Below are 22,126 nucleotides of genomic sequence, written 5' to 3'. Positions count from 1 at the left end.
TGGATTTCGTTGTCGAAGTGACCGATGTTGCAGACGATGGCGTTGTTCTTCATCGCGGCCATGTGCTCATAGGTGATCACGTCGCGGTTGCCGGTCGTGGTCACGAAGATGTCGGCCTTGTCGGCAGCCCAGTCCATCGTGACGACGCGGTAGCCTTCCATGGCGGCTTGCAGGGCGTTGATCGGGTCGATTTCCGTCACCCACACTTGGGCGGACAGGGCACGCAGCGCTTGAGCCGAGCCCTTGCCCACGTCACCGTAGCCAGCAACCACGGCGATCTTGCCGGCGATCATCACGTCGGTGGCGCGCTTGATGCCGTCCACCAGGGATTCGCGGCAGCCGTACAGGTTGTCGAACTTGGACTTGGTCACCGAGTCATTCACGTTGATGGCGCGGAACAGCAGGGTGCCCTTGGCGCTCATCTCGTTGAGGCGGTGCACGCCGGTCGTGGTTTCTTCGGTCACGCCGATGATCTGGGCGGCCTTGCGGGTGTACCAGGTGCTGTCCACGGCCAGCTTGGCCTTGATCGAAGCGTAGAGGATGCGCTCTTCTTCGCTGGTGGGGTTGTTCAGAACGGTGATGTCCTTTTCGGCGCGCTTGCCCAGGTGCATCAGCAAGGTGGCGTCACCACCGTCGTCCAGGATCATGTTGGGGCCTTCGCCTTCCGAACCCTTCGGGCCAAAGTCGAAGATGCGGTGGGTGTAGTCCCAGTAGTCTTCCAGCGACTCGCCCTTGTAGGCGAACACGGGGGTGCCGGCTTCCACCAGGGCAGCGGCGGCGTGGTCTTGCGTCGAGAAGATGTTGCACGAAGCCCAGCGCACGTCGGCGCCCAGCGCTTGCAGCGTTTCAACCAGCACGGCGGTCTGGATGGTCATGTGCAGCGAACCGGTGATGCGCGCACCCTTGAGGATCTGCTTGGGCGCGTATTCGGCACGAATGGCCATCAGCGCGGGCATTTCGGCTTCAGCGATCTTGATTTCGCGGCGGCCCCAGGCGGCCAGCGACATGTCGGCGACGATGCATTCGACGCCCTTGTGTTCAGTGATCAGTTTGTTGGTAACAGCGGTCATGGAGAGCTCCTAAGGGTTCAGAAGCCGCCGTGCGCTACCGTGGGGGGGACGTGAAAAGATACAACTCACCCAGCGGGACACATGCGGGTGAGCGCGGTTGCAGATACATGTCTTTCGAGCCTGGGGACCTGGGGCGGCCCTTGCAACGCTCCTCGAAAGCCTGCGCAGTATAAATCGTCTAGGCGGCTTGTCCAGCCAGAACTACGCGATTCCGACCGGCTTGTTTGCCTTGATACAGGGCCTTGTCAGCCCGAGCCAGGGCCTGCTCGACCGTTTCGCCAGGGGAGAGCAGGCTCACACCCAGGGTGATGCTGATGGGCACCAGCTGGTGGTTGTGCACGAGGTCGATCTTGCTGATGGCATCGCGGATGCGCTCCGAGACGCGCAGGGCCTCGTCCTGCTCGGTGGATGGCAGGAGCATCAGGAACTCCTCGCCGCCCCAGCGGGCCACGTGGTCCACCTCACGCACACCGTCGCGCAAAGCCTGGGCGACGGCCTTGAGCGCCGTGTCGCCGGTTTCGTGGCCATGCACATCGTTGATGCGCTTGAAGTGATCCACATCACCCAGCACCAGGGCGAGCGGCCGGCCGCCACGTTCATACACCGCAGCCTCGTGCTGGGCCACTTCCATGGCAAAGCGGCGGTTGCGCAACTGCGTGAGCGGATCGGTGCAAGCCTGCAGGCGCAGCCTGGCCTCGGCCGAGGCCACCAGGCGGTAGTACACCGTGGCCAGCAGGCCGAGGATGATCAGGGTGCTGGCCTGGTTGAAGTAGTGCAGGCCCGACAACATGGTGTGAGGCAGATCCTCCAGGGGGCGCGCATCCCGAAACACGAAATCCAGCCCCATGTAGAGCAAGCCCACGGCAATCGCCGCGGAGACCTTCTGCCAGGTTGCGTGCATGTTGCTGAGGATGGCCACCGGGATGATCAGGATGATGTAGTAGTGAAAGCCACTCTCCCAGCCGATCACCACGACGGACAGGATGCCGTGCAGCAGGATCTCGCCCACGATCAGCCCCATGGCAATGAAATGCCGACCGTTCTGGATCAGCATGGCAGACAGGGTGTAGACCAGCACGCTGGCCACGTTGCCGCGCGCCATCCAGGCCACGCCCACCGAGTCGAACAGGAAGATGAAAGCCAGATGAGCCACAGCGGCAATGACTGTGACGGCCGACAACAGGCCCAGGAAGACACCGGTTGTATTGGTGCCTGCCAGCAGCGTGTTGACTAAATCCCGAACGTACTTCACTGGGTCGCGGGGCGACAAGCCCGACAAGGTGATATCGGGTTTTATCGACTGGCGAAACGGTGACTTGAGGGAGGTGGGCAGCCCTTAACGGGAACTATTGGCGTCTTCGGCGGCGTCGCTGTCACAGAAGGCTTCGTCGTCGATGAGGCATTCACGCTGCTCGTCGCCGCCCTTGCCGCCACGGGTGACGAGCTTGCTCGAGAGCAGGGAATCGACCTCGGCGTGCGGCACCAGCACCCACATGCGACCACGGTGCTTGGTACGGCGAGCCTGTTTGCCCGCATCGGCGCCGAAACCCCAGAAGTAGTCGGCGCGCACCGCACCCCGGATGGCGCCACCGGTGTCCTGCGCGAACATGAGGCGCTGCATCTGGGTCTGGCGCCTGTCGCCTGCGGAGGCATCCAGGAAGACCGGGTAGCCCAGAGGCAGAACACGCGGGTCCACCGCCAGGGAACGCCCGGCCGTCAGGGGGACGCCCAAGGCACCAACCGGGCCGGCCTGCGCGGACTGATCGGGGGCGGCGCGGAAAAAGACGTAGCTGGGATCGCTGTCCAGCGCCTGACTACGTTGCTTGAGCAAGGCGGTGCTCAGCTTGTTGCTGGCGCTGCCCTCCCTGGCGGTCGCCGCCTGGGTAGCCGCTTTCGGCGTGGGCGACTGTGTGACCTTGCGGGCGTTTTTCTGCGCCTGGGTCAGCAGGTCGTCCACCAGTTGCTGGGACCCTCCTGCGGGCTGCGGCTTGGCTGGCGTCACGGCTGGAACAGTCAGGGTGATCGGCGCCTTGCCTGCGCTGGTCTTGGTGTTGGGTCGGGCACCTGCTGGTGGCAGGAGCGAATCCACCGCATCGGCCACAGCTGGATCAGCGGGTGCACCGGATGCCCCCGCTTTGCGGGCGCCACGGGTCAAGGGCTCGTCGGCGGGCTGGCTGGCTGTGCTCGTGTCTGTGGCGGCATCGGTATCCGCCGCATCGACGAGATCGAAATGCTCGATCTCGTCGCTCAGATCAGCGCCCTCGCCTTTGGCGCCGCGGGTCTGCACGCGCTCATTGCCCGACGAGGCCAGTTGCATGGGCTTGAAGGGGTGGCCATTCTGGTCGGCATAGGCCAGACGCAGGATGCTGCCGTCGGGCAGGCGGATGCGGCCAGTGCCTTGAACCTGCATGGCGTACAGGGCGATGGGGTCGTCCACCCAGGCCAGCACGGGCGCATCCAGCGCGGCCGAGCGGTTGATGTCCGCGCGGGTGTAGTACGGCAGCCCTTCGTTGCCCTGCAGGCGCACGCGCAGGCGGCGGTCCAGGGTGTCGAGGGTGAAGCGGCGCATGTCCACGGCCACCGCACCAGGCTGGCCTGCCTGGGCCGGGCTCAGCAAGCGGCCATTGGCACGCACATGGGTCACGCCTTTGCGCTGGTTGGCGGGAATGGTCTTCCAATCCAGAAAATACAGGTCGTTGGGTACGCCATAGACGGGCACCGAGAACTGCGCGTCTCGCTGCGCACGCCCCTGCAGCAGAGGCTCGTAATAGCCGGTGATCTCACCTTCGCGGGTGCGATCGGTGTTCTGCACCGTCAACAGAGCGAACTCGCGCTCCAGGAATTGCCGGCCCGACTTGGGGTCCTTGATGGACTTGACCTTGGCACACAGGGGCTTCCAGTTGGGTTTGCGCTCCAGCGCCTTGCACGACTCCTTGAAGGCCGTCCAGGCTTCGCCCAGATTGTCTTGCTGCCAGCCCGGCAGGCTCTCGAACGCGCTGACCTTGAACAGGGCGTGTTTGGTGGCGATGTCCTTGCCCTCCTGGCCACGGGCACCTGCCGCATTGGCCCCATCGGCCTCGCCATCACCTTCGGCAGACGCACCTGCCGGGGCTTGCGCAGCCTGCTCCACTTTCGGGCCACTGGCGCAAGCTGCCAATGCCAGAGTGACGGCCAGTGACAAGGCAGCCAGCGCGCGCGGCGGCAAAGAGGGGGGCTTCAGGGCTTGCATCATGGCCCGCATCTTGAAACCGGGCTGCCCATGCAGCAACTGACCTTGGTCAAAACGCCCGACTTGTTACCTAAGTCACCGCGCCCCGCCCAGGGGGGCCGGTATTCTCGGCTGTTACTCCTCCTTATGGTCATCTACCCCTCGTCTGGCATGCGCTTTCATCTGCCCCAACTCTCTCGCTGGCTGTCGGCCGCTGTGATCGGCGTGGCCCTGGCCGGCTGTGCCGACGTGCCCATTCCCTTCATGAAGCCCGACCCCACCGTGGTCGAAGCCAAGGTGGTGGCGTCTCCCCAGGCCAATCCGGATGCACGCAAGCGCCCCTCGCCCGTGGTGGTGCGTGTGTATGAACTCAAGAGCCGGGCGCAGTTCGATTCGGCCGATTTCCTGTCGCTTTACGAGCGAGACAAGGACGTGCTGGGCAGCGATCTGGTCGCGCGCGATGAATTCGTGCTCAAACCCGGCGAGACCAAGGACATCAACCGTCAGCCGCAGGCCGACACCAAGTTCCTCGCCGTGCTGGTGGGCTTCCGCGATCTGGAAAAGTCACGCTCGCGCGCCATCGCCGCCGTGGTGCCCAACGCCACCAACCGGTGGGTGATCAAGATCGAGCCGCTGAGCGTGGGCATCCTGCCCGCCCCGCCGGCCAAATAAATCAAGCATTCAACGCTCGGCCCCAACCCGAATCCTGACCAAGGCACACACATGAGCTGGCGCAACAAAGTCGTCTGGTCGCAGGGGATGTTCCTGCAACCGCATCATTTCCAGCAGGAAGCCCGCTACAACGAGCGCCTGATCGACAGCCGCGTGCGGGCCTTGTCGCCCTTTGCCTGGGGCTTCACGGAATTGCAGCTGGACGACAGCCTGCTGGCCCTGGGCCGTGTGGGGATCGCCCGCGCCAGTGGCATCTGGCCTGATGGCACGCCGTTCGCCATCCCCCTGCTGGACCCGGCCCCCGCCCCGCTGGACATCCCCGCCGATCTGAAGAACGAGATCGTCTACCTGGCCCTGCCGGTGCAGCGCGAAGGCCTCAACGAAGCCGACTTCGGCGCAGGCGCTGGCAGCAGTGCGGGAGACGAGCTGGCACGCTTTGACACCCTGGTCGAAGCCGTGCGCGACAACACCGACGCCACCGCCGAGCCCGAAGAGATCCAGACCGGCCGCCTGCGCCTGCGCCTGCTGCGCGCCAAGGAGCTGACGGACGCCTATACCGTGCTGGGCTGCGCCTTGGTGGCCGAGCGCCGCAGCGACAACGCCGTGCTGCTGGAACGCGCCTACATCCCGCCACAGGTGGTGTGTGATGCGTCCGGGCACCTGTCATCGAGCCTGACCTTGCTGCATGGCCTGGTGCGCCAGCGCTCGCACGCACTGGCCGGCAAGATGGGCCAGTTGGGTCATGGCGTGTCTGAAGTGGCGCAGTTCCTGAGGCTGCAGTTGCTCAACCGTCACGAGCCCTTGCTGCGCCAGTTCGCCAGCGCCCCCCACGTGCACCCCAAGGAACTGTTCCAGGTCTGCCTGCAGCTGGCCGGTGAGCTGTCCACCTTCCACACGGCAGCGCGCCGCTCGCCGGATTTCCCGCTCTACCAGCACGATGACCTGCGTGGCTGCTTCACGCCCGTGTTCGAGGCCATCCGCGACATGCTCTCGGCCGTTGAAGAAGACAACGCCGTGCAGATCGAACTGGTGGACCGCAAGTTCGGCGTGCGCACGGCGGTGGTGCCCGATCTGGAGATGACCCGCAGCGCCACCTTCGTCCTGGCGGTCAACGCCCAGATCCCTGGCGAACAACTGCGCACGCGCTTCCCGGCCCAGACCAAGGTGGGCCCGGTCGAGAGCATCAAGGAACTCGTCAACTTCAACCTCGCCGGCATCACGCTGCGTGCCCTGCCTGTGGCACCACGCCAGCTGCCTTTCCATGCCGGCTACTTTTACTTCGAGCTGGAACGCGGTGGCGAGCTGTGGCAGAAGTTCGAGGCCAGCGGCAACCTGGCGTTGCATGTGGCCGGTGACTTCCCCGGCCTGGAGATGGCCTTGTGGGCCATCCGTCGCTGATGAGCCGCTGAACCCGATTGATTGAAAGCCAGGCATGACACAGCCTCCCAACCAACCTCCGATCGATCCTTTTGCGTCGATCGACACCGGCCGCACCTTCGTGATGCCCACGCCCGGCCAACGCCCGGCCGCTGGTGCCACGCCGTTTGACAACATCGCCCGTGGTGCCGATGTGGCCACCGACCTGGGCGCGCCCGACACCGGGCTGAACCCCCTGGTCGCCCTGGCCAACCCCCTGCTGGCCCTGGTGCCGCAGATCCGCACCACCACACATCTGGCCGATCCAGCCGCCTTGAAGGAGTCGATGGCCGCCGGCCTGCGGGACTTCGAAGCCAAGGCTCGCGCCGCTGGCATCGCCAGCGAACGGGTGCTGGCTGCACGCTACATCCTGTGCACGCTGCTGGACGAGACCGCGGCCAGTACACCCTGGGGCGGCTCCGGCCAATGGGCGCGCCACAACCTGCTGGTCAGCTTCCACAACGAGGCCTACGGTGGCGAAAAGGTCTTCCAGCTCATGGCCAAGCTGGCCGAGGACGTGCCCGCCAACCGAGATCTGCTGGAGCTGATCTACGCCGTGATCACCATGGGCTTCGAAGGCCGCTATCGTGTGATCGAAGGCGGCAAGACACAGCTCGACACCGTCCGAGATCGCCTGGCCCAGTTGCTCAAGCAGGCACGTGGCGACTACGCCCAGCCACTGGCCCAACACTGGCAAGGTGCCCCGCAAGCCCGCCGCCTGATGCTGTCGTGGCTGCCGCTGTGGGTGACCGGTGCCGTGACAGCCCTTGTGCTGCTGGCCGTTTACCTGGGCCTGAGCTTTGCACTCAGCGGCCATTCGGACCCGGTGTTCGGCGCCATCCAGAGCCTGCGCCTGGCCCCACCCGTGCCACCCACACCCATCCCTGCGGCCAAGCCGCGTCTGGCGCACTTCCTTCAAGCAGATGTGCGATCCGGCCTGGTTGCCGTGCGCGACGAGATCGACCGCAGCGTGATCACCCTGCGTGGCGACGGCCTGTTTGAAGCCGGTAGCGCCTCCTTGAGCGAAAACCGCGAGGCCATCATGAAGCGCATCGCCCAGGCCCTGGTGCAGGTGCCAGGTAATGTGCTGGTGACCGGTCACACCGACAACCAGCCCATCCGCTCGATGCGCTTCCCCTCCAACTGGCATTTGTCGCAAGAACGTGCCGACACCGTGCGCGACCTGCTGCAGGCCAATGGCGTGGCCAAGGAGCGCATCCGTTCTGAAGGCCGCGCAGACGGCGAACCGGTGGTGGACAACACGACGGCCTCGAACCGTGCGGTCAACCGCCGCGTCGAGGTGATCCTGTTCGTGGCGCGCGACAACAACGGCGCCAATGCCACTGCCAACGCAGCCCAGAACACAGCTCAAGAGACACAACCATGAAGAAGCTGCTGTCCTTCCTCTTCAGCGGCATGGTGCTGGCCATCATCGGCCTGCTGGCCCTGTCGCTCGTCATCTGGATCGTGGGCCCGCTGATTGCCATCGGCACCCTGCGCCCGCTCGAATCGATCTGGTCCCGCCTGATCCTGATCGGCCTGATCGTGGGCACCTATGCCCTGATCAAGGTCATCAGCGCCATCCGGGCCAAAAAGGCCAACCAGGCCGTGGTCAACCAGTTGCTGGCCCCGGCCCCCAAAGGCGCTGACGCCGAGCCCGAAGCACCTGAAGTCAAGCTGCTGCGCGAACGTTTCGAAAAGGGCATGGAGACGCTCAAGAACGCGCGCTTCGAGGCCCACAAGGGCGTGTGGTCGGGCCTGAAGGCCCGCGCCGGCAAGCGCTATCTGTATGAGCTGCCCTGGTACATCATCATCGGCGCCCCCGGTTCGGGCAAGACCACGGCCCTGCTGAACTCGGGCCTGCGCTTCCCGCTGGCCACGCCCAGCAGCGGCGCCCAGGGCCTGCCCGGTGTCGCCGGCACGCGCAACTGCGACTGGTGGTTCACCGACCAGGCCGTGCTGCTGGACACCGCCGGCCGCTACACCACCCAAGACAGCGATCATCAAGCCGACCAGACCGCCTGGAACGGCTTCCTGGCGCTGCTCAAGCGTGCGCGCCCGCGCCAGCCCGTCAATGGCGTGCTGGTGACCGTGTCCGTGCCTGATCTGCTGACCAAATCGGCTGCCGAACGCCAGGCCCAGGCCGCCGCCGTGCGCACCCGCCTGCAGGAGCTGCACGAACAACTGGGCGTGCGCTTCCCCATCTACCTGATGGTGACCAAGTGCGACCTGCTCTCCGGCTTCATGGACAGCCTGGGTGAGCTCGACCGCGACACCCGCGCCACCCCATGGGGCTTCACCTTCAAGCTCGACGAGCAGCAACACAGCGATGCCTCGGCCTTCCTGCCCGAGTTCGACGCGCTGGAAAAGCGCCTCACCGATGGCCTGATCGACCGCCTGCAGCTGGAACACGACCCGGCCCGCCGCGCGCGCATCTACGCCTTCCCGCAGCAGTTTGGCGGCTTGCGCAATGTGCTGAAGTCCTTTGTGGACGATGTCTTCTCACCTTCGCAGTTCGAGCAGAACCCGCTGATCCGCGGCGTGTACTTCATCAGCGGCACGCAGGAAGGCACCCCGCTCGACCGCATGCTGGGCAGCATCGCCCGCAGCTACCGCCTGGAACGCACCGTGCTGCCGCCCAACAAGGCCAGCGGCAAGGCCTTCTTCCTGGAGAAGCTGCTGGGTGAGGTCGTGTTTGCCGAAAGCGAACTCGGTGGCACCGATCTGAAGTGGGAGCGCCGCCGAGGCCTGATGGCCGCCGCGGGTTACGCCACCGTCGGCGTGATCGCCACCGCCTTGCTCGTGGCCTGGGGCGTGAGCTTTTTCAACAACCGCAGCTACGTCAACGAAGTCAGCCAGCGTGAGCAAGGTGTGCGTTCGCTGCTGCAGACCACGCCCAACCGCGCGTCATCGGACATCCTCGTGCTGATGCCCGCCTTGAAAGCCACGCGTGACCTGGCCGTGGGCGACAGCGAACGTGCCGTGCCCTGGTCGCTGGGCTTTGGCCTGTATCAGGGCCGCAAGCTGGACGCCGCCTCACGCCAGGCTTATGAGCGCATGCTGGTGGACGCCCTGCTGCCCCGCATCGCGCTGCGTGTGGAAGACCAGGTCAAGACCAGCATCGACAATCCCGAGCTGCAGTACGAAGCCCTCAAGGCCTATGTGATGCTGCATGATCCGCAGCATTTCGACCCCAAGGCGCTGAAGTCCTACTTCATGGCCGACTGGGATCAGAACCTGCCTCGCAGCGTCACCACCGAACAGCGCGCCGAGCTCAACGGCTACCTGGACGACCTGCTGGCCCAGGGCCCTGCCGTGTCGCCCCTGCCGGAAGACCGCAAGCTGGTGGACAGCACCCGCGCCCGCCTGGTGGCCATCCCCCTGGCGCAGCGCGTGTACTACCGCCTCAAGCAACAAGGCGTGGGCGAAGAGATCCCCGAGTTCACGGTGGCCAAGGCAGCAGGCAACAGCGCGGCCCTGGTGTTCATGCGGGCCAGCGGTGCGCCGCTGACCAAGGGCGTGCCCGGCCTGTTCACCTTTGACGGCTATCACAAGGGCTTCCAGCCTCAGGTCGAGCAGGCCACCAAACAGCTCAGCGAAGAAGAGACCTGGGTGCTGGGCGTGCAGGACAGCGCCCGTTCGCAGTCCCTGCGTGACCCCACCGCCCTGCGCCGCCTGACCGATGACGTGCGCCAGATCTACCTGACCGAGTACGCCACGATCTGGGAAGGCTTCATCGCCGACATCCGCATGCTGCCTTCCGACAGCCTGCCCAAGGCCTCGCAGATGGCGCGCGTGCTGTCCAGCCCGGAATCGCCTTTGAAGCCTTTGCTGACGGCGCTGTCGCACGAGACCACGCTGAGCCTGTCGGAGAGCAAATCGCTGATCGACAAGGCGCAGGACAAGGCCGAGAGCACGCTGGACAAATCCCGCGCCGAGATCGCCAAGCTGTTCGGCGACAAGCCTGCCGCCACGGCGGTGGCCGATGGCCGGCGCATCGAATCCATCGTGGACGACCGCTTCCTGGCCCTGCGCCAGATGGTCACCAGCCCCGATGGCAAGAGCCCCGCTCCCATCGATGGCACCCTGGGCCTGATCAATGAGGTCTACACCTTGCTGACGGCCACCGAAACCGCCGTGCAAGGCGGCAACGTGCCCCCGCCCAGCGACGTGCCCAACAAGGTCAAGGCCGAAGCCGCCCGCCTGCCCGAGCCGCTTCGTTCGCTGCTCAACACCTTGTCGGTCAGCGGCACCACGGCCGCGCTGGATGCCACCCGGGCCAACCTGGGCCAGGCCATCAAGTCGCAGATCGGCGAGTTCTGCCAGCAGGCCATCTCCGGGCGCTACCCCTTCGTGCGAGGCAGCAACCGCGATGTCACGCAAGATGACTTCGCGCGCATGTTCGCGCCCGGCGGCCTGATGGACACCTTCTTCCAGCAGCAACTCGCCCGCTTTGTGGACACGTCGACCCGCCCCTGGAGCTTCCGCAAACTCGAAGGCGCCACCATGGGCACGGACAGCGGCACCCTGGCGCAGTTCCAGCGCGCCGCTGCCATCCGCGACACCTTCTTCCGCGCCGGTGGCAACCAGCCGGGCCTGCGCCTGGACTTCAAGCCCTTCGAGATGGACGCCACCATCACCCAGTTCACGCTGGATGTGGACGGTCAGTTGGTGAAGTACGCACACGGCCCGCAGATTCCGGCCACGGTGCAGTGGCCCGGCCCACGTGGCAGCACCATGGTGCGCGTGTCCATCGCCCCACCTGGCGCAGGCGACAACGCCATCGTGACCGAAGGTCCCTGGGCGCTGTTCCGCCTGTTTGACCGCATGGCGCTGAGCCCTGCCGGCGCGCCTGAGCGCTTCAATGTGAACTTCAATGTGGGCGGCCGCCATGCCACCTTCACGGTCACCTCGAGCAGCGTACAGAACCCCTTCCGCCTGCCGGAGCTGAGCAGCTTCTCCTGCCCGGGAGGCCTGTGATGCCGGGCGGAGAAGGTGCCTGCGGCTGGTTCGGCAAGATCGCCTCGCTGGGTGATTTCAGCGCCCGGCGCCTGCCGCCGGAGTTCGTGCAGCGCTGCGACGACTGGCTGTCGCGCGGCGTGCAGACCAGCCGCCAGCAGCTGGGTGACCACTGGCTCAACACCTACCTGACCGCGCCCGTGTGGCGCTTCGCCTGGAGCCCCGGCATCGCCGGCCCGCAATGGTGGATGGGTGTGCTCATGCCCAGCGTGGACAGCGTGGGCCGCTACTTCCCGCTCATCGTGGCGCAGGCCAGTGCGCATGCGCCTGATTCCGGCCAGGACCAGACCGCCCTGCAGCGCTGGATGGACCATGTCGCCCAGGCGGCCATGTCCACCCTGCAGCCGGGCTCGAATGTGGACACCTTCGAGGCCCAGTTGATGGCCGCGCCCGGCTGGCAGGCCGCACCGCCCGTGGGCGTGCCGACCATGCAAAGGCTGATGGGCCGCGATCGCTACGTCACGGCGCCGCACACCTCGCTGAGCCAATGGCTCGAAGGCGTGGCCGGCACCAGCCTGCATCATCAGGCGCAGGGGCAAAGTCTGTGGTGGCAGCCGGATTCGGGCCACGGCAGTGGTAGCCTGAGCATGGGTCCGGGCCTGCCCGGCGCGGACCACTTCGTCGATCTATTGCGCGGCAGCTGGTGATTCCCACCGCCGCCCAGCCTCGTTCTTTCATCGCCCCATGAGCCAAGCCGAATCCGCATCACCTACGCCCGCGTCGAACAACAGCCCAGCCCAGGCCGTCGGCCACAGCGGCAATGCGCTGCCCATCGGCCATCGCCTGCACGAGTTCGAGATCACCGGCCTGGTCGGTGAAGGCGGTTTCGGCATCGTCTACCTGGCGCATGACACGCAGCTGGAACGCACGGTCGCCATCAAGGAATACATGCCGGGCTCGCTGGCCACGCGCGCCGGTGATCTGTCCGTCACGGTCAAATCCGAGCGCCAGCGCGAGACCTTCACGCTGGGCATGCGCAGCTTCGTCAACGAAGCCAAGCTGCTGGCCTCGTTCGACCACCCCGCACTGATCAAGGTCTACCGCTTCTGGGAAGAAAACGGCACCGCCTACATGGTGATGCCCTTCTACCAGGGCCCCACGCTCAAGACCTGGCTGCGCGAGCAGAAACAGGCGCCCGACGAAGCCTGGCTCAAGGGCATGCTGGGCCCGCTGATCGACGCGCTCGAAGTCATCCACGCCGATCACTGCTACCACCGCGACATCGCGCCGGACAACATCCTGCTGCTGGGCCCCAACAAGCCCCTGCTGCTGGACTTCGGCGCGGCCCGCCGCGTCATCGGTGATGCCACCCAGGCGCTCACCGTGATCCTCAAGCCCGGCTATGCACCGGTGGAGCAATACGCCGAAGTGCCCTCCATGAAGCAAGGCCCCTGGACAGACGTCTACGCCCTGTGCGCCGTGCTGTACGCCACCATCATGGGCAAGGCTCCACCGCCTTCGGTAGGCCGCATGATGAAGGACGACCTCACACCGATCTCGCAATCGGCGGCTGGCCGTTATTCCGCGCCCTTCCTGGCGGCCATCGACGCCGGCCTGACCGTGCACCCCGAGCAGCGTCTGCAGAACATGGCCGCCTTGCGCGAACGCCTGTTTGCCACCGAGTTGCCACCGGGCGTCACCGCTCCACCACCCGTGAGCGAGGACGATGACCGCACGGTGATCCTGCCTGCGGGCACGGATGCAGCCACGCTGGTGAAAGAGGCACAAGCCCATACGCAGCAAATCTCGCCACAGATCACCCAGATGACGGCCATGGCCACGCCGCACACGGCCTTCCCGCCCACACAGGTGCATCAGCAGGCCAGCTCGTCGGCAAGTGGCTCGGCATCGACACCTGCTTCCAGCAGCAGCACGGCGCCCGACGCGGCCAGCGCCTCATCCAAGGCCGGGTCGTCGGGCAGCAAGCTCTGGATCGCCCTGGCTGCGCTGGGCATCGCCGGTGGCGGTGGCGCCTGGTTCATGACGCGCTCCGGGCACAGCGGCCCGGCTGCGCCTGACGCGGGCGCCTCGCAAGTGGCAGGCGCCAACGCGACGTCAGCCAGTGCCCCGGCCTCCATCGCGGCGGCCAGCAGCACCGCCGCACCGGCCACGCCTCCCGCCATGCCCGCACAACGCGATCCGTTCACGATCGTGGCGGCGCTGGAGGACATCGTGCGCAGTGCCGACCCGCTCATGTCGGTCAACACCCTCACCGACAAGTCCCAGCTCGTGATCGGCAAGGACAAGCTGCTGTTCGAGGTCAAGTCCAGCATCCCCGGCTACCTCTACGTTTACCTGGCCGGCACCGACCAGAACCACTTCTACCTGCTGTTCCCCAACGCGCTGGACAAGAACAACCGCATCGAAGCCAACAAGCTGGTGCAGCTGCCGCGCAAGGGCTGGCACATCACGGCAGGCGGCCCGGCGGGTGTCAACCACATCGTGACCGTGGTTTCTCCCTTCCCGCGTGATCTCGGCAAGCTGGGGCTGAACATGGCCGACACAATTCCCGAATTCGACATGACCCAGGCCGCCAAGGCCTGGAGCGAGCACAAGGGCCCGGGCAGCCCCTTCGTGCCGCCGGCGCTGTGTGAAGGTGCCTCACCTTGCGAACAAGGCTATGGCGCCTCGCTCGTCCACATTGAAGAAGTGGCCACCCGCTGAAATGGGCTGACACCGGCCGCAGACAGGCACACAATCAGCAAATAGCCGGTGACATGGTGGTCGTTTTGCATGATCGCCAGCAGGACTGAGGGGACAGAATCCTTCCGGGCAGGTACGTGTACCTGCCCTCACTGATTGCAGTCCAACCATCCGACTCGATGACACAGCCCGCGCCACTGCCGTTTAACGAAGCCCAGCGTCTGGCCAAACTGCGTGAACTGGCGGTGCTCGACACCGAGCCCGAACCCCTGTTCGACACGCTCACGCGCCTGGCCGCCCAACTGTGCGGTGTCCCGGTCGCCCTGGTGTGTTTCGTGGATGCGGATCGCCAGTGGTTCAAGTCCAATGTGGGCTTGCCAGGCGTGCACGAGACACCTCGGGATGTGGCGTTCTGCGCCCACGCCATTCTGGAGTCGGACGTCATGGAAGTGCCGGACGCCACGCGCGATGCGCGCTTCCTGGCCAACCCGCTGGTCACCGAAGAGCCCGGCATCCGCTTTTACGCGGGTGCCCCCATCAAGCTGCCCGATGGCCTTCAACTGGGCACCCTGTGCGTGATCGACCGGCAGCCCCGCATCCTGTCGAGCAAACAGAAACAGGCGCTGGCAGAACTCGCTCAGATCGCGGCCCAGGCCCTGATGATGCGGGAACGCACCCGCTACCAGGCCCTGGCCGCCGGCCGCACCCTGGCCGAACAGATCGCCAACAACGAGGCCTTGTACCGCGCCATCGTGGAAGACCAGACGGAGTTGATCTCCCTGTCCACGCCCGAGGGCATCCTCACCTTTGTCAACGCCGCCTACAGCAGGCAGTACGGCAAGCCCACCGAAGCCATCGTGGGCACCAGCCTGTATGACTACGTGCCCGAAGCCGAGCGCCCCCTGGTGCGCGCGCACCTCAGCCGGGTGCTGAGCCTTCGTGAAACGCTGCAGGACGAAAACCGTACTGTGGCCAGGGACGGGCGCCTGCACTGGATGGCCTGGACCAACCGCCCCGTCATCAACGAGAAGGGCGAGGTCACCGGCATCCACTCGGTCGGGCGCGACATCACCGAGCGCAAGCTGGCCGAACAATCGCTCAAGGAAAGCAAGACCCGCCTGAGGTCGCTGTACGAATCGACGCCCGCCATGCTGCATTCGATCGATCAGCACGGCATCTTGCTGACGGTCAGCGACACCTGGCTGGCCAAGATGGGCTACACGCGCGAAGAGGTGATTGGCCGCTCCTCTGCCGATTTTCTGGCGCCTTCATCGTACGAGTACGCCCGCAACGTCGTGCTGCCGCGCTACCTGCTGACCGGCCGCTGCGACAACGTCGAATACCAGATGGTGCGCAAGGACGGCAGCCTGATCGACGTGCGCCTGTCGGCCATCATGGAGCGTGACACCGATGGCCAACCCGTGCGCTCGCTGGCCATCCTGGAAGACGTCACCGAAAAGCACGCGGTGGAAGCCGCCCTGCATGCCAACCAGGAGCGCCTGACGCTGGCCACCCAGGCCAACGAGATCGGCATCTGGGAGTTGACCTTGCCCGAAGGCCGGCTCACCTGGAGCGACATGATGTACACCATCTTCGGCCTGCCGCGTGAGCAGTTCACCGGCAAGCTCGATGACTGGGCCAAGTGCATCCACCCTGAAGACCTGGAATACACCAGCCGCGAACTGAGCGCCGCCATCAAGGGCCACAAGCCGCTGGATTTCGACTTCCGCGTGCTCCACCCCAACGGCCATGTGCGCTATGTGTATGGCCGCGCCACCGTGTTCCGCGATGCGCGAGGCCGTGCCACCCGCGTGCTGGGCGCCAACTACGACGTGACCGATCGCAAGCACATGGAGCGCGAGCTGGCGGAAAAGCACGAGCTGCTGCGCGTGACACTGCACTCCATCGGCGACGCCGTGATCACCACCGATGCCCATGGCCGCGTGCAATGGCTCAACCCGGTGGCCGAACGCATGACGGGCTGGCCCAATGAATCGGCCCGCAACATGCCGCTCAGCCAGGTCTTCCATGTGGTCAATGAACAGACCCGCGAGCCCGAGGTCAACCCCTTCGAGCGCTGCCTGGCTGAAGACATCCACATGGGCCAGGTCGACCAGACCTTGCTGATCTCGCGCAACGGGCAGGAATACGGCATCGAAGACTCAGCTGCCCCCATTCGCGACGAAGACGGCAACATGCTGGGGGTGGTGCTGGTCTTCCACGACGTGACCGAGCAGCGCCGCATGGGCCACGAGATGAGCTTCCGTGCCACGCATGACCAGCTCACCGGCCTGGTCAACCGCGCCGAGTTCGACAAGCGCCTCACCCGAGTCCTGGGCGAGGCGCACCAGCACGACACTTGCCACGCGCTGATGTACATCGATCTGGACCAGTTCAAGCTGGTCAACGATGCCTGTGGTCACAGCGTGGGCGATCAACTGCTGTGTCAGGTCACCGGGCTGCTGCAAGGCTGCGTGCGCTCTCGCGACACGCTGGCGCGCCTCGGTGGCGACGAGTTCGGCGTGATCCTGGAGCACTGCACCGTCGATCAGGCGCACCGCGTGGCCCAGGACATCTGCGACCAGATGGAGGAGTTCCGCTTCATCCACGATGGCCGGCGCTTCCGCATTGGCACCAGCATCGGCCTGGTGCCGCTGGACAAGCGTTGGGCCCACACCGCCTCGGTGCTGCAAGCCGCGGACACCTCCTGCTATGCCGCCAAGGAGGCAGGCCGCAACCGCGTGCACGCCTGGTACGACACCGATCAGGCCATGCGCGCCCGCAAAGGCGAGATGCAGTGGGCCAGCCGCCTGGAGCAGGCGCTCGATGAAAACCGCTTCATCCTGTATGCGCAGCGCATCCAGCCCATCCGCCGCGAAGCCATGGGCCTGCATTGCGAGGTGCTGATCCGCCTGCGGGACACCGATGGCAGCATCATCCCGCCCGGGGCCTTCCTGCCCGCGGCAGAGCGCTTTCACATGGCCTCACGCATCGACCGCTGGGTCGTGCGCCACGTGTTCGACTGGCTCAAACAACAAGGCGAGGCACTCGATCAGATCGACACGATCGCGGTGAACCTGTCAGGCCAGTCCATCGGCGACCCGACCTTCCACCGCTTCATGCAGGAGCTGATTGCCGAGACCTCGATCGATGTGCGCAAGCTCTGCCTGGAAATCACCGAGACGGCAGCCATCACCAACCTGGTCGATGCAGCGTCCTTCATCGACGGCATGCGCCAGAGCGGTGTGCGCATGGCGCTGGACGACTTCGGCTCCGGCGCCTCATCGTTCGGCTACCTCAAGACCCTGCCCGTGGACTACCTCAAGATCGACGGGCAGTTCATCAAGGACATCGTCAACGACCCGCTGGACCAGGCCACCGTGCGCTGCTTCTGCGAGGTAGCCCACCTGCTGGGCATCAAGACCGTGGCCGAGTTCGTGGAAACCGAAGCCGTGCTGCAAACCCTGCACGGCATCGGCGTGGACCACGCCCAGGGCTATCTGGTGCACAAACCTCAGCCACTGTGCGAGCTGCTCACGCCCGTGTCCTGCACGGACTGAGCAGCGCTGCCCCGAACTGGCAGGTCTTCAGGAAAATCGACCGCTGACCACGCGTTTGAGCAAGCGCTTACCCAGGCGTTGGGCATAGTCCTCATAGGCGATCTCGTCGGCCATCAGGTCAAGGTGCATGTGCGTGATGGTGCTGCTTGGCAGCATCCGCACAAACAAACGCTCGCAGAACCTGGGAAAGACCAGGTAACGCATGCGATTGGCGTGATCCAGCGCACGGGTGATCTCCCGGCTGCGCTGCTGGTACAGCGGCAATACGCGAACCTGGCCATTGGCGTGCAAGGCCTCCTGCACGGCCAAGGCCGCCTCATGACCACTCTGCATGGCAAAAGCGATGCCTTCTCCCGTGATCGGCTCCACCAGGCCGGCCGCATCGCCCGCCAGCAGGACACGGTCGCGCCCAGGCTCGCGCTTGTAATCGCCAAAGGGCAGGTGGTGCCCCTTGATCTTGCCTGGCGGCATGGTGCCAAACAGGCTGCGCAGAAAATCCTCGAAATCGCGTTTCATGTGGGGATTTCGGGCCTGAATGCCGCCCACACCCACTGTCACCGTGTCACGCTTGGGAAACACCCAGCCGTAACCCCAGTTCACGATCCCGAAATAGACCTCGGGCCGGTGAACCTCTCGGGTCAGCAAGGCCCGGTCTACCTCCATCTCCAGGGCGAAGGCAATCTTGCGGCGATCGTAGGAGGCGCCAAACAGCGTCCTGGCCACCAGGCTGTTGACGCCATCGGCGCCAATCAGGTAGTCGAAGCTGATCTCGCCACCCGATTGCAACTTGCACAGGCGGCGCGAGAGATCGATGGACACCACCCCGTCACCCAGATACATGGCGCTGCCCTTCGCCCTGGCCAGGCTCAGCAGGTAGTCATCGAAGTGGTAGCGGTTGGTGAAGTACAGCGGCGCGTGGCCGTCGACGTCGCTGAGGCAGCGATCCCGATGGAACAGGCGGATACCGGCACACTCGTATTCGTGAGCCTGATCCCACGCCGCATCGCCAAAGATGCGGGCAAACAACTTGCGGCTGCGCATCGACAGCAAGCCGCCACACAACTTGGCCCGAGGGAATGCCGCCTTGTCGATCAGGCCAACGTCCACGCCCAGGCTCGCCAAGGTACAGGCGGCAGACGATCCCGCCGGGCCACCCCCCATCACCAGGACGGCGTGGTGCCGCCTTGCGCCCGGCACCACGGCTTCGCCGACGCCGATCAATCCTTGGACACGTCCGTCACGATGGTGACACGACGGTTCTCGACAGCGGCCGGGTCCTTCGCGTTGAGGACCTCGGAATCACCCTTGCCCACGGCCTTCAGGCGCTTGGCATCGATCGAATGGGCGCTGATCAGGTAGTTGCGCACGCTCTCGGCGCGCTGCTGCGACAGGCTCAGGTTGATGTCATGCGTGCCACGTGGGTCTGCATGGCCTTCCACATTGAAGCCGTAGTCCGCCAGCTTGTTGTTGCGCAGCGCGGCAGCCACCACATCCAGCTGCTTCTTGGCCTGAGGCGTCAGGTCAGCAGAATTGGTCTCGAAGGTGATCAGCAGCGACGCGCTGGGCTTGCGGGCGGCTTGCTGGCCCGGGGTGTCGCGCTGCACACGCAGGCTGCGGGTGACCACGGGCTCCTCGGGTGTCAGGGCATCGATCAGGTTGGTCTCTGTCACGGCCTTGCCCTTGAGCACGGTGGTGGGCGCAGCAGGGCCTTCAGCGTGTGCCTGGGCGTGAGCCAGAGCCAGACCAGCCGACAAGGCGGCCGCCAGCAGAGAGCGGGTCAGAGCGGAAATGGAAGACGTGTTCATGACAGGTCCTTGGGGCAAGTTGACGGCTGCACTGTAGAGCGGCCATTCAGTAAAGAAAAGCGACTTTTGTCACCGTGGATTTGTTCCTGGGTTTTCAGCCACCGATGCGGGTGACCTCGGCAGGATTGCCCGCCCAGACAGCCACCGCAGTGTAGTTGTCCTGGTTGGCGATGCGGCACTGGGCCACGATGGCCGCCATGTCATCAAGCCACTGGCGCGGCGTGTCGGCCCGAAACAGCGTGCGTTCCAGGTCTTCCAGCTCCAGCTGATCCCACCAGCCGTCCGAACACAGCAGGAAGACATCGCCTTCCAGCACCGTTTCAGGCTGCTTCGTGACGTGCACATTGGGGGTCTCGTCGCTGCCCATGGCAGCCAGCAACTGGTTCTTGCGCGGGTGGTGCTTGGCTTCTTCCGGCTTGATGTAGCCGGCGTTCACCATGTGCTGCACCACGCTGTCGTCGACCGTGAGCTGCTCGGCGCGGCCCTGGCGGATGCGGTAGAGGCGCGAATCCCCCACGTGCGCCCACAGCGCCTGGCCCACTTCAGCGTCAATCCACAGTGCCACCACCGTGGCGTGCATGCGCTGGTGGCTGGGCAAGCCTTGCTGCCCCGTGTTGAGCACCTCGTTGGCCTCTTCGATGGCCGCCTCCAGCACCGCCGGGTTGAACACCGTGGCGCGTTGCAGCAGCACGGTGGCCGTGCGCACCACGATGTCGGAGGCCATGGCGCCATTGCTGTGGCCCCCGGCGCCGTCCGACACGATGGCATAGACCTGGGATCCGGACGTGCCGTGGCGCAGGTCGTCCTCGTTGTGCGACCGTTGGCCGACTTCGCTGCGGCTCGCTACTTCAATGTGCATCATGCTGCGGGGGATGTCGGGGCGATGGGCGCACCAGGGTGGCGACCGGACTGGCGCCGCTCGGCATCCAGGCGATCAAGCTGTTCTTCGTAGGCCTGCAGGAAGGCCCGGCCGAACAGGTTGTGGAAATCGTCCTGCGCCTCGGTTTTCACCGACTCGTAGTGCTGCAGATACAGCTCCCAGAGCTTGGCGCGGCGGTTCATGGGCAGCAGGCTGTCGAGCATGCTGCGACCCACCAGCTTGGCCTCCAGCTGTTCAGGCTCGAAGCGGGCCAGCACGCCTTCCAGCGCCGCGCGCATGCCCACCATGGTGCCGATGGTGTGGCCCAGCAGGTCGTCCATGGCGTCAGCCACGGCTTCCGGGCCGGTCATGAAACCACGCATCGGGGGCTGCAGCAATTGCTCCATGGCCGACTGCGTATCGGGCGAGAACTTCAGCGGGTTGTTGCGACGCGCCTGGATCACGGTCACTTCCGCGCGCATCTCCTGCTTGGTGGCCGCACGTGCCGCCACCAGCTTGAGGCTGCCATCCACCGTGTGGTGCAGCAACTGGCCGATGACACGCATCAGGTCCGGGTTGAGCCCCTGGGGTGGGTTGAAGTGGATGCCGGCACCTTCGCAGAAGGCGTTCCACAAGGCCTGGGTATCTGCGGCAGCGGCAGCAGAAGCTGGCGCGGTCGATGGGGCAGTCAACGGGGCGGAAACGGGCGCCACAGGCGATGCCAGCGGCACATTGGTGGGCGCCTCGTCTTCCTTGACGGGTTCGGGCTGGTGTACCGCCACATGGGGCACGGCCGTTTGCGGGATGGGCAGCTGCGTTTCGAGCGGGGCCTGCAAGGGCTCGTGGCCCACAGGCAGGCTCAGGTCCAGCCCCAGCAGATCTTCGGCTGGCATCGGGGCGCCCTCGCCCTGCCGCGAAGCGCGGGGCACATGCACGCTGGGCACGGTCTGCGGTGACAGATCGAGGTCATCCAGCAGGGATGCGCGAGCAGGCTCGCCCAGGCCCAGATCGGCAAAGGGCGATGCGCCAGCCGCCACCGGCGCCGACGTGGACGCGGCATCTTCAGCGTCTGCCTGGGCAGGCAGCGAAGCTGGCGCGGGTTCGTCCGTTTTCGAGGTGGCAGCCGAAGGCGGCGGCATGAAGGAGAAGCTGGCCGACAGGGGCTCGCGGTGCGCAGGCGCCGGCTCGGCCTTGGCCTGCGCCACAGGCGGCAACACCATGGCAGCCTGCAGCTCGGGCACGTCATCCGGCAAGGTCGCAGCGGCGGGTGCAGCTTCGGGTTCCGATGGCGCCATGCCCACATCGGCACGCGGTGTGATCAAGGCCAGCGGGTCCAGGTTGCTGGGCATGCCCGCCGCAGCCTCGGCAGGTGCGGCCGGTTCGGTCTTCTTGAGGAAGCTGGCCAGGGGATCCGAGGAGGTGCCCCCACCCAGACCAAAGAGCTGGTCGATCGAGTTGGCTCCAGCCGGTGCGACCGAGCCCATCAGATCCAGGTCGCCAGGCAGCGCTGGGGCACCAGGGTTCAGATCGAAGGGATTCCCGCTGGCTGGTGGCGTGGGTGACTTGGGCAAGTCCCAGCTGCCGGAAGGCATGGACGACGAGGCGGGGCGGCCTGTTGGCGAAGGCGCCGCCTGGAAGTCGGCAAAGGGGTCGAAGTCGTCAGGCAGGCGGTTCGATGTGGCCACGGGCGCCACAGGGGCCGAGGCGCCAAACGGGGCTGACGCGGGTGCCGGGCTGCCAAAGGGTGATGAGGGCGACGACGACGAGGCCGGTGGCGACATGGGCGCGGGCGTGCCCAGCAGGTCGGCAAACGGTGAGCCCGAGGACGGCGCCGCAGGCTGCGCAAAAGCCGGTGACGAGGACCCACCACCAAA

General features: G+C 65.7%; 14 protein-coding genes and 1 riboswitch. Of the genes, 7 read left to right on the top strand and 7 right to left on the bottom strand.

What is annotated here, in order from left to right; genetic code table 11:
- The 3 genes from VFW93_RS15515 to VFW93_RS15505 form a co-directional block, all read right to left on the bottom strand.
- The coding region (locus VFW93_RS15515; protein WP_329694872.1) for an adenosylhomocysteinase at positions 1–1,070 on the bottom strand (1,070 nt) is incomplete at its 3' end.
- 82 nt (positions 1,071–1,152) lie between these two features.
- Positions 1,153–1,230, bottom strand: a riboswitch (S-adenosyl-L-homocysteine riboswitch).
- Positions 1,231–1,248: 18 nt separating this feature from the next.
- The gene (locus VFW93_RS15510; RefSeq protein ID WP_329694871.1) at positions 1,249–2,349 is read right to left on the bottom strand and encodes a GGDEF domain-containing protein; all 1,101 of its coding nucleotides are present in this window, start codon (positions 2,347–2,349) and stop codon (positions 1,249–1,251) included.
- Between the two features lie 57 nt (positions 2,350–2,406).
- Entirely contained in the window at positions 2,407–4,302 is a 1,896-nt protein-coding gene (locus tag VFW93_RS15505; RefSeq protein WP_329694870.1) for a murein transglycosylase A, read from the bottom strand.
- Positions 4,303–4,425: 123 nt separating this feature from the next.
- Between VFW93_RS15505 and tssJ the strand changes: the two genes are divergently transcribed.
- From tssJ to VFW93_RS15470, 7 genes are all read left to right on the top strand, one after another.
- Positions 4,426–4,950: a type VI secretion system lipoprotein TssJ gene (tssJ, locus tag VFW93_RS15500; protein WP_329694869.1), complete on the top strand. Its 525-nt coding sequence runs from the start codon at positions 4,426–4,428 to the stop codon at positions 4,948–4,950.
- 51 nt (positions 4,951–5,001) lie between these two features.
- Complete coding sequence (gene tssK / locus VFW93_RS15495; protein ID WP_329694868.1) at positions 5,002–6,348, top strand: type VI secretion system baseplate subunit TssK; 1,347 nt, start codon at positions 5,002–5,004, stop codon at positions 6,346–6,348.
- A 34-nt stretch (positions 6,349–6,382) separates the two neighbouring features.
- Positions 6,383–7,753: a DotU family type VI secretion system protein gene (locus tag VFW93_RS15490; protein ID WP_329694867.1), complete on the top strand. Its 1,371-nt coding sequence runs from the start codon at positions 6,383–6,385 to the stop codon at positions 7,751–7,753.
- Complete coding sequence (tssM, locus tag VFW93_RS15485; protein WP_329694866.1) at positions 7,750–11,346, top strand: type VI secretion system membrane subunit TssM; 3,597 nt, start codon at positions 7,750–7,752, stop codon at positions 11,344–11,346. Before VFW93_RS15490 ends, tssM begins: the two co-directional genes overlap by 4 nt.
- On the top strand, positions 11,346–12,032 hold the full coding sequence (gene tagF / locus VFW93_RS15480) for a type VI secretion system-associated protein TagF (RefSeq protein ID WP_329694865.1): 687 nt from the start codon (positions 11,346–11,348) through the stop codon (positions 12,030–12,032). Before tssM ends, tagF begins: the two co-directional genes overlap by 1 nt.
- A 37-nt stretch (positions 12,033–12,069) precedes the next feature.
- On the top strand, positions 12,070–14,049 hold the full coding sequence (locus tag VFW93_RS15475; RefSeq protein ID WP_329694864.1) for a serine/threonine-protein kinase: 1,980 nt from the start codon (positions 12,070–12,072) through the stop codon (positions 14,047–14,049).
- Between the two features lie 158 nt (positions 14,050–14,207).
- The gene (locus VFW93_RS15470) at positions 14,208–17,588 is read left to right on the top strand and encodes a PAS domain S-box protein (protein ID WP_329694863.1); all 3,381 of its coding nucleotides are present in this window, start codon (positions 14,208–14,210) and stop codon (positions 17,586–17,588) included.
- A 27-nt stretch (positions 17,589–17,615) separates the two neighbouring features.
- Here the strand turns inward: VFW93_RS15470 and VFW93_RS15465 are convergent, their stop codons facing one another.
- From VFW93_RS15465 to tagH, 4 genes are all read right to left on the bottom strand, one after another.
- Complete coding sequence (locus VFW93_RS15465) at positions 17,616–18,809, bottom strand: geranylgeranyl reductase family protein (protein ID WP_329694862.1); 1,194 nt, start codon at positions 18,807–18,809, stop codon at positions 17,616–17,618.
- Complete coding sequence (locus VFW93_RS15460) at positions 18,806–19,393, bottom strand: OmpA family protein (protein WP_329694861.1); 588 nt, start codon at positions 19,391–19,393, stop codon at positions 18,806–18,808. The genes VFW93_RS15465 and VFW93_RS15460 overlap by 4 nt, the downstream gene beginning before the upstream one ends.
- Positions 19,394–19,487: 94 nt before the next feature.
- The gene (locus VFW93_RS15455) at positions 19,488–20,255 is read right to left on the bottom strand and encodes a PP2C family protein-serine/threonine phosphatase (RefSeq protein ID WP_329694860.1); all 768 of its coding nucleotides are present in this window, start codon (positions 20,253–20,255) and stop codon (positions 19,488–19,490) included.
- A partial coding sequence (tagH, locus tag VFW93_RS15450; protein ID WP_329694859.1) for a type VI secretion system-associated FHA domain protein TagH occupies positions 20,252–22,126 on the bottom strand: 1,875 nt, incomplete at its 5' end. The genes VFW93_RS15455 and tagH, both read right to left, overlap by 4 nt.

This window comes from Aquabacterium sp., from assembly GCF_036279675.1.
Taxonomy (GTDB): Bacteria; Pseudomonadota; Gammaproteobacteria; order Burkholderiales; family Burkholderiaceae_C; genus Aquabacterium.
This window is presented reverse-complemented; position numbering and strand designations above follow the sequence as displayed.

What these genes read in the sequence shown, in the direction of transcription:
- VFW93_RS15505 (WP_329694870.1), bottom strand. Translation starts at nt 4,302, where the DNA reads ATGATGCAAGCCCTGAAGCCCCCCTCTTTGCCGCCGCGCGCGCTGGCT.
- tssJ (WP_329694869.1), top strand. Translation starts at nt 4,426, where the DNA reads ATGGTCATCTACCCCTCGTCTGGCATGCGCTTTCATCTGCCCCAACTC.
- tssK (WP_329694868.1), top strand. Translation starts at nt 5,002, where the DNA reads ATGAGCTGGCGCAACAAAGTCGTCTGGTCGCAGGGGATGTTCCTGCAA.
- VFW93_RS15490 (WP_329694867.1), top strand. Translation starts at nt 6,383, where the DNA reads ATGACACAGCCTCCCAACCAACCTCCGATCGATCCTTTTGCGTCGATC.
- tssM (WP_329694866.1), top strand. Translation starts at nt 7,750, where the DNA reads ATGAAGAAGCTGCTGTCCTTCCTCTTCAGCGGCATGGTGCTGGCCATC.
- tagF (WP_329694865.1), top strand. Translation starts at nt 11,346, where the DNA reads ATGCCGGGCGGAGAAGGTGCCTGCGGCTGGTTCGGCAAGATCGCCTCG.
- VFW93_RS15475 (WP_329694864.1), top strand. Translation starts at nt 12,070, where the DNA reads ATGAGCCAAGCCGAATCCGCATCACCTACGCCCGCGTCGAACAACAGC.
- VFW93_RS15470 (WP_329694863.1), top strand. Translation starts at nt 14,208, where the DNA reads ATGACACAGCCCGCGCCACTGCCGTTTAACGAAGCCCAGCGTCTGGCC.
- VFW93_RS15460 (WP_329694861.1), bottom strand. Translation starts at nt 19,393, where the DNA reads ATGAACACGTCTTCCATTTCCGCTCTGACCCGCTCTCTGCTGGCGGCC.
- VFW93_RS15455 (WP_329694860.1), bottom strand. Translation starts at nt 20,255, where the DNA reads ATGATGCACATTGAAGTAGCGAGCCGCAGCGAAGTCGGCCAACGGTCG.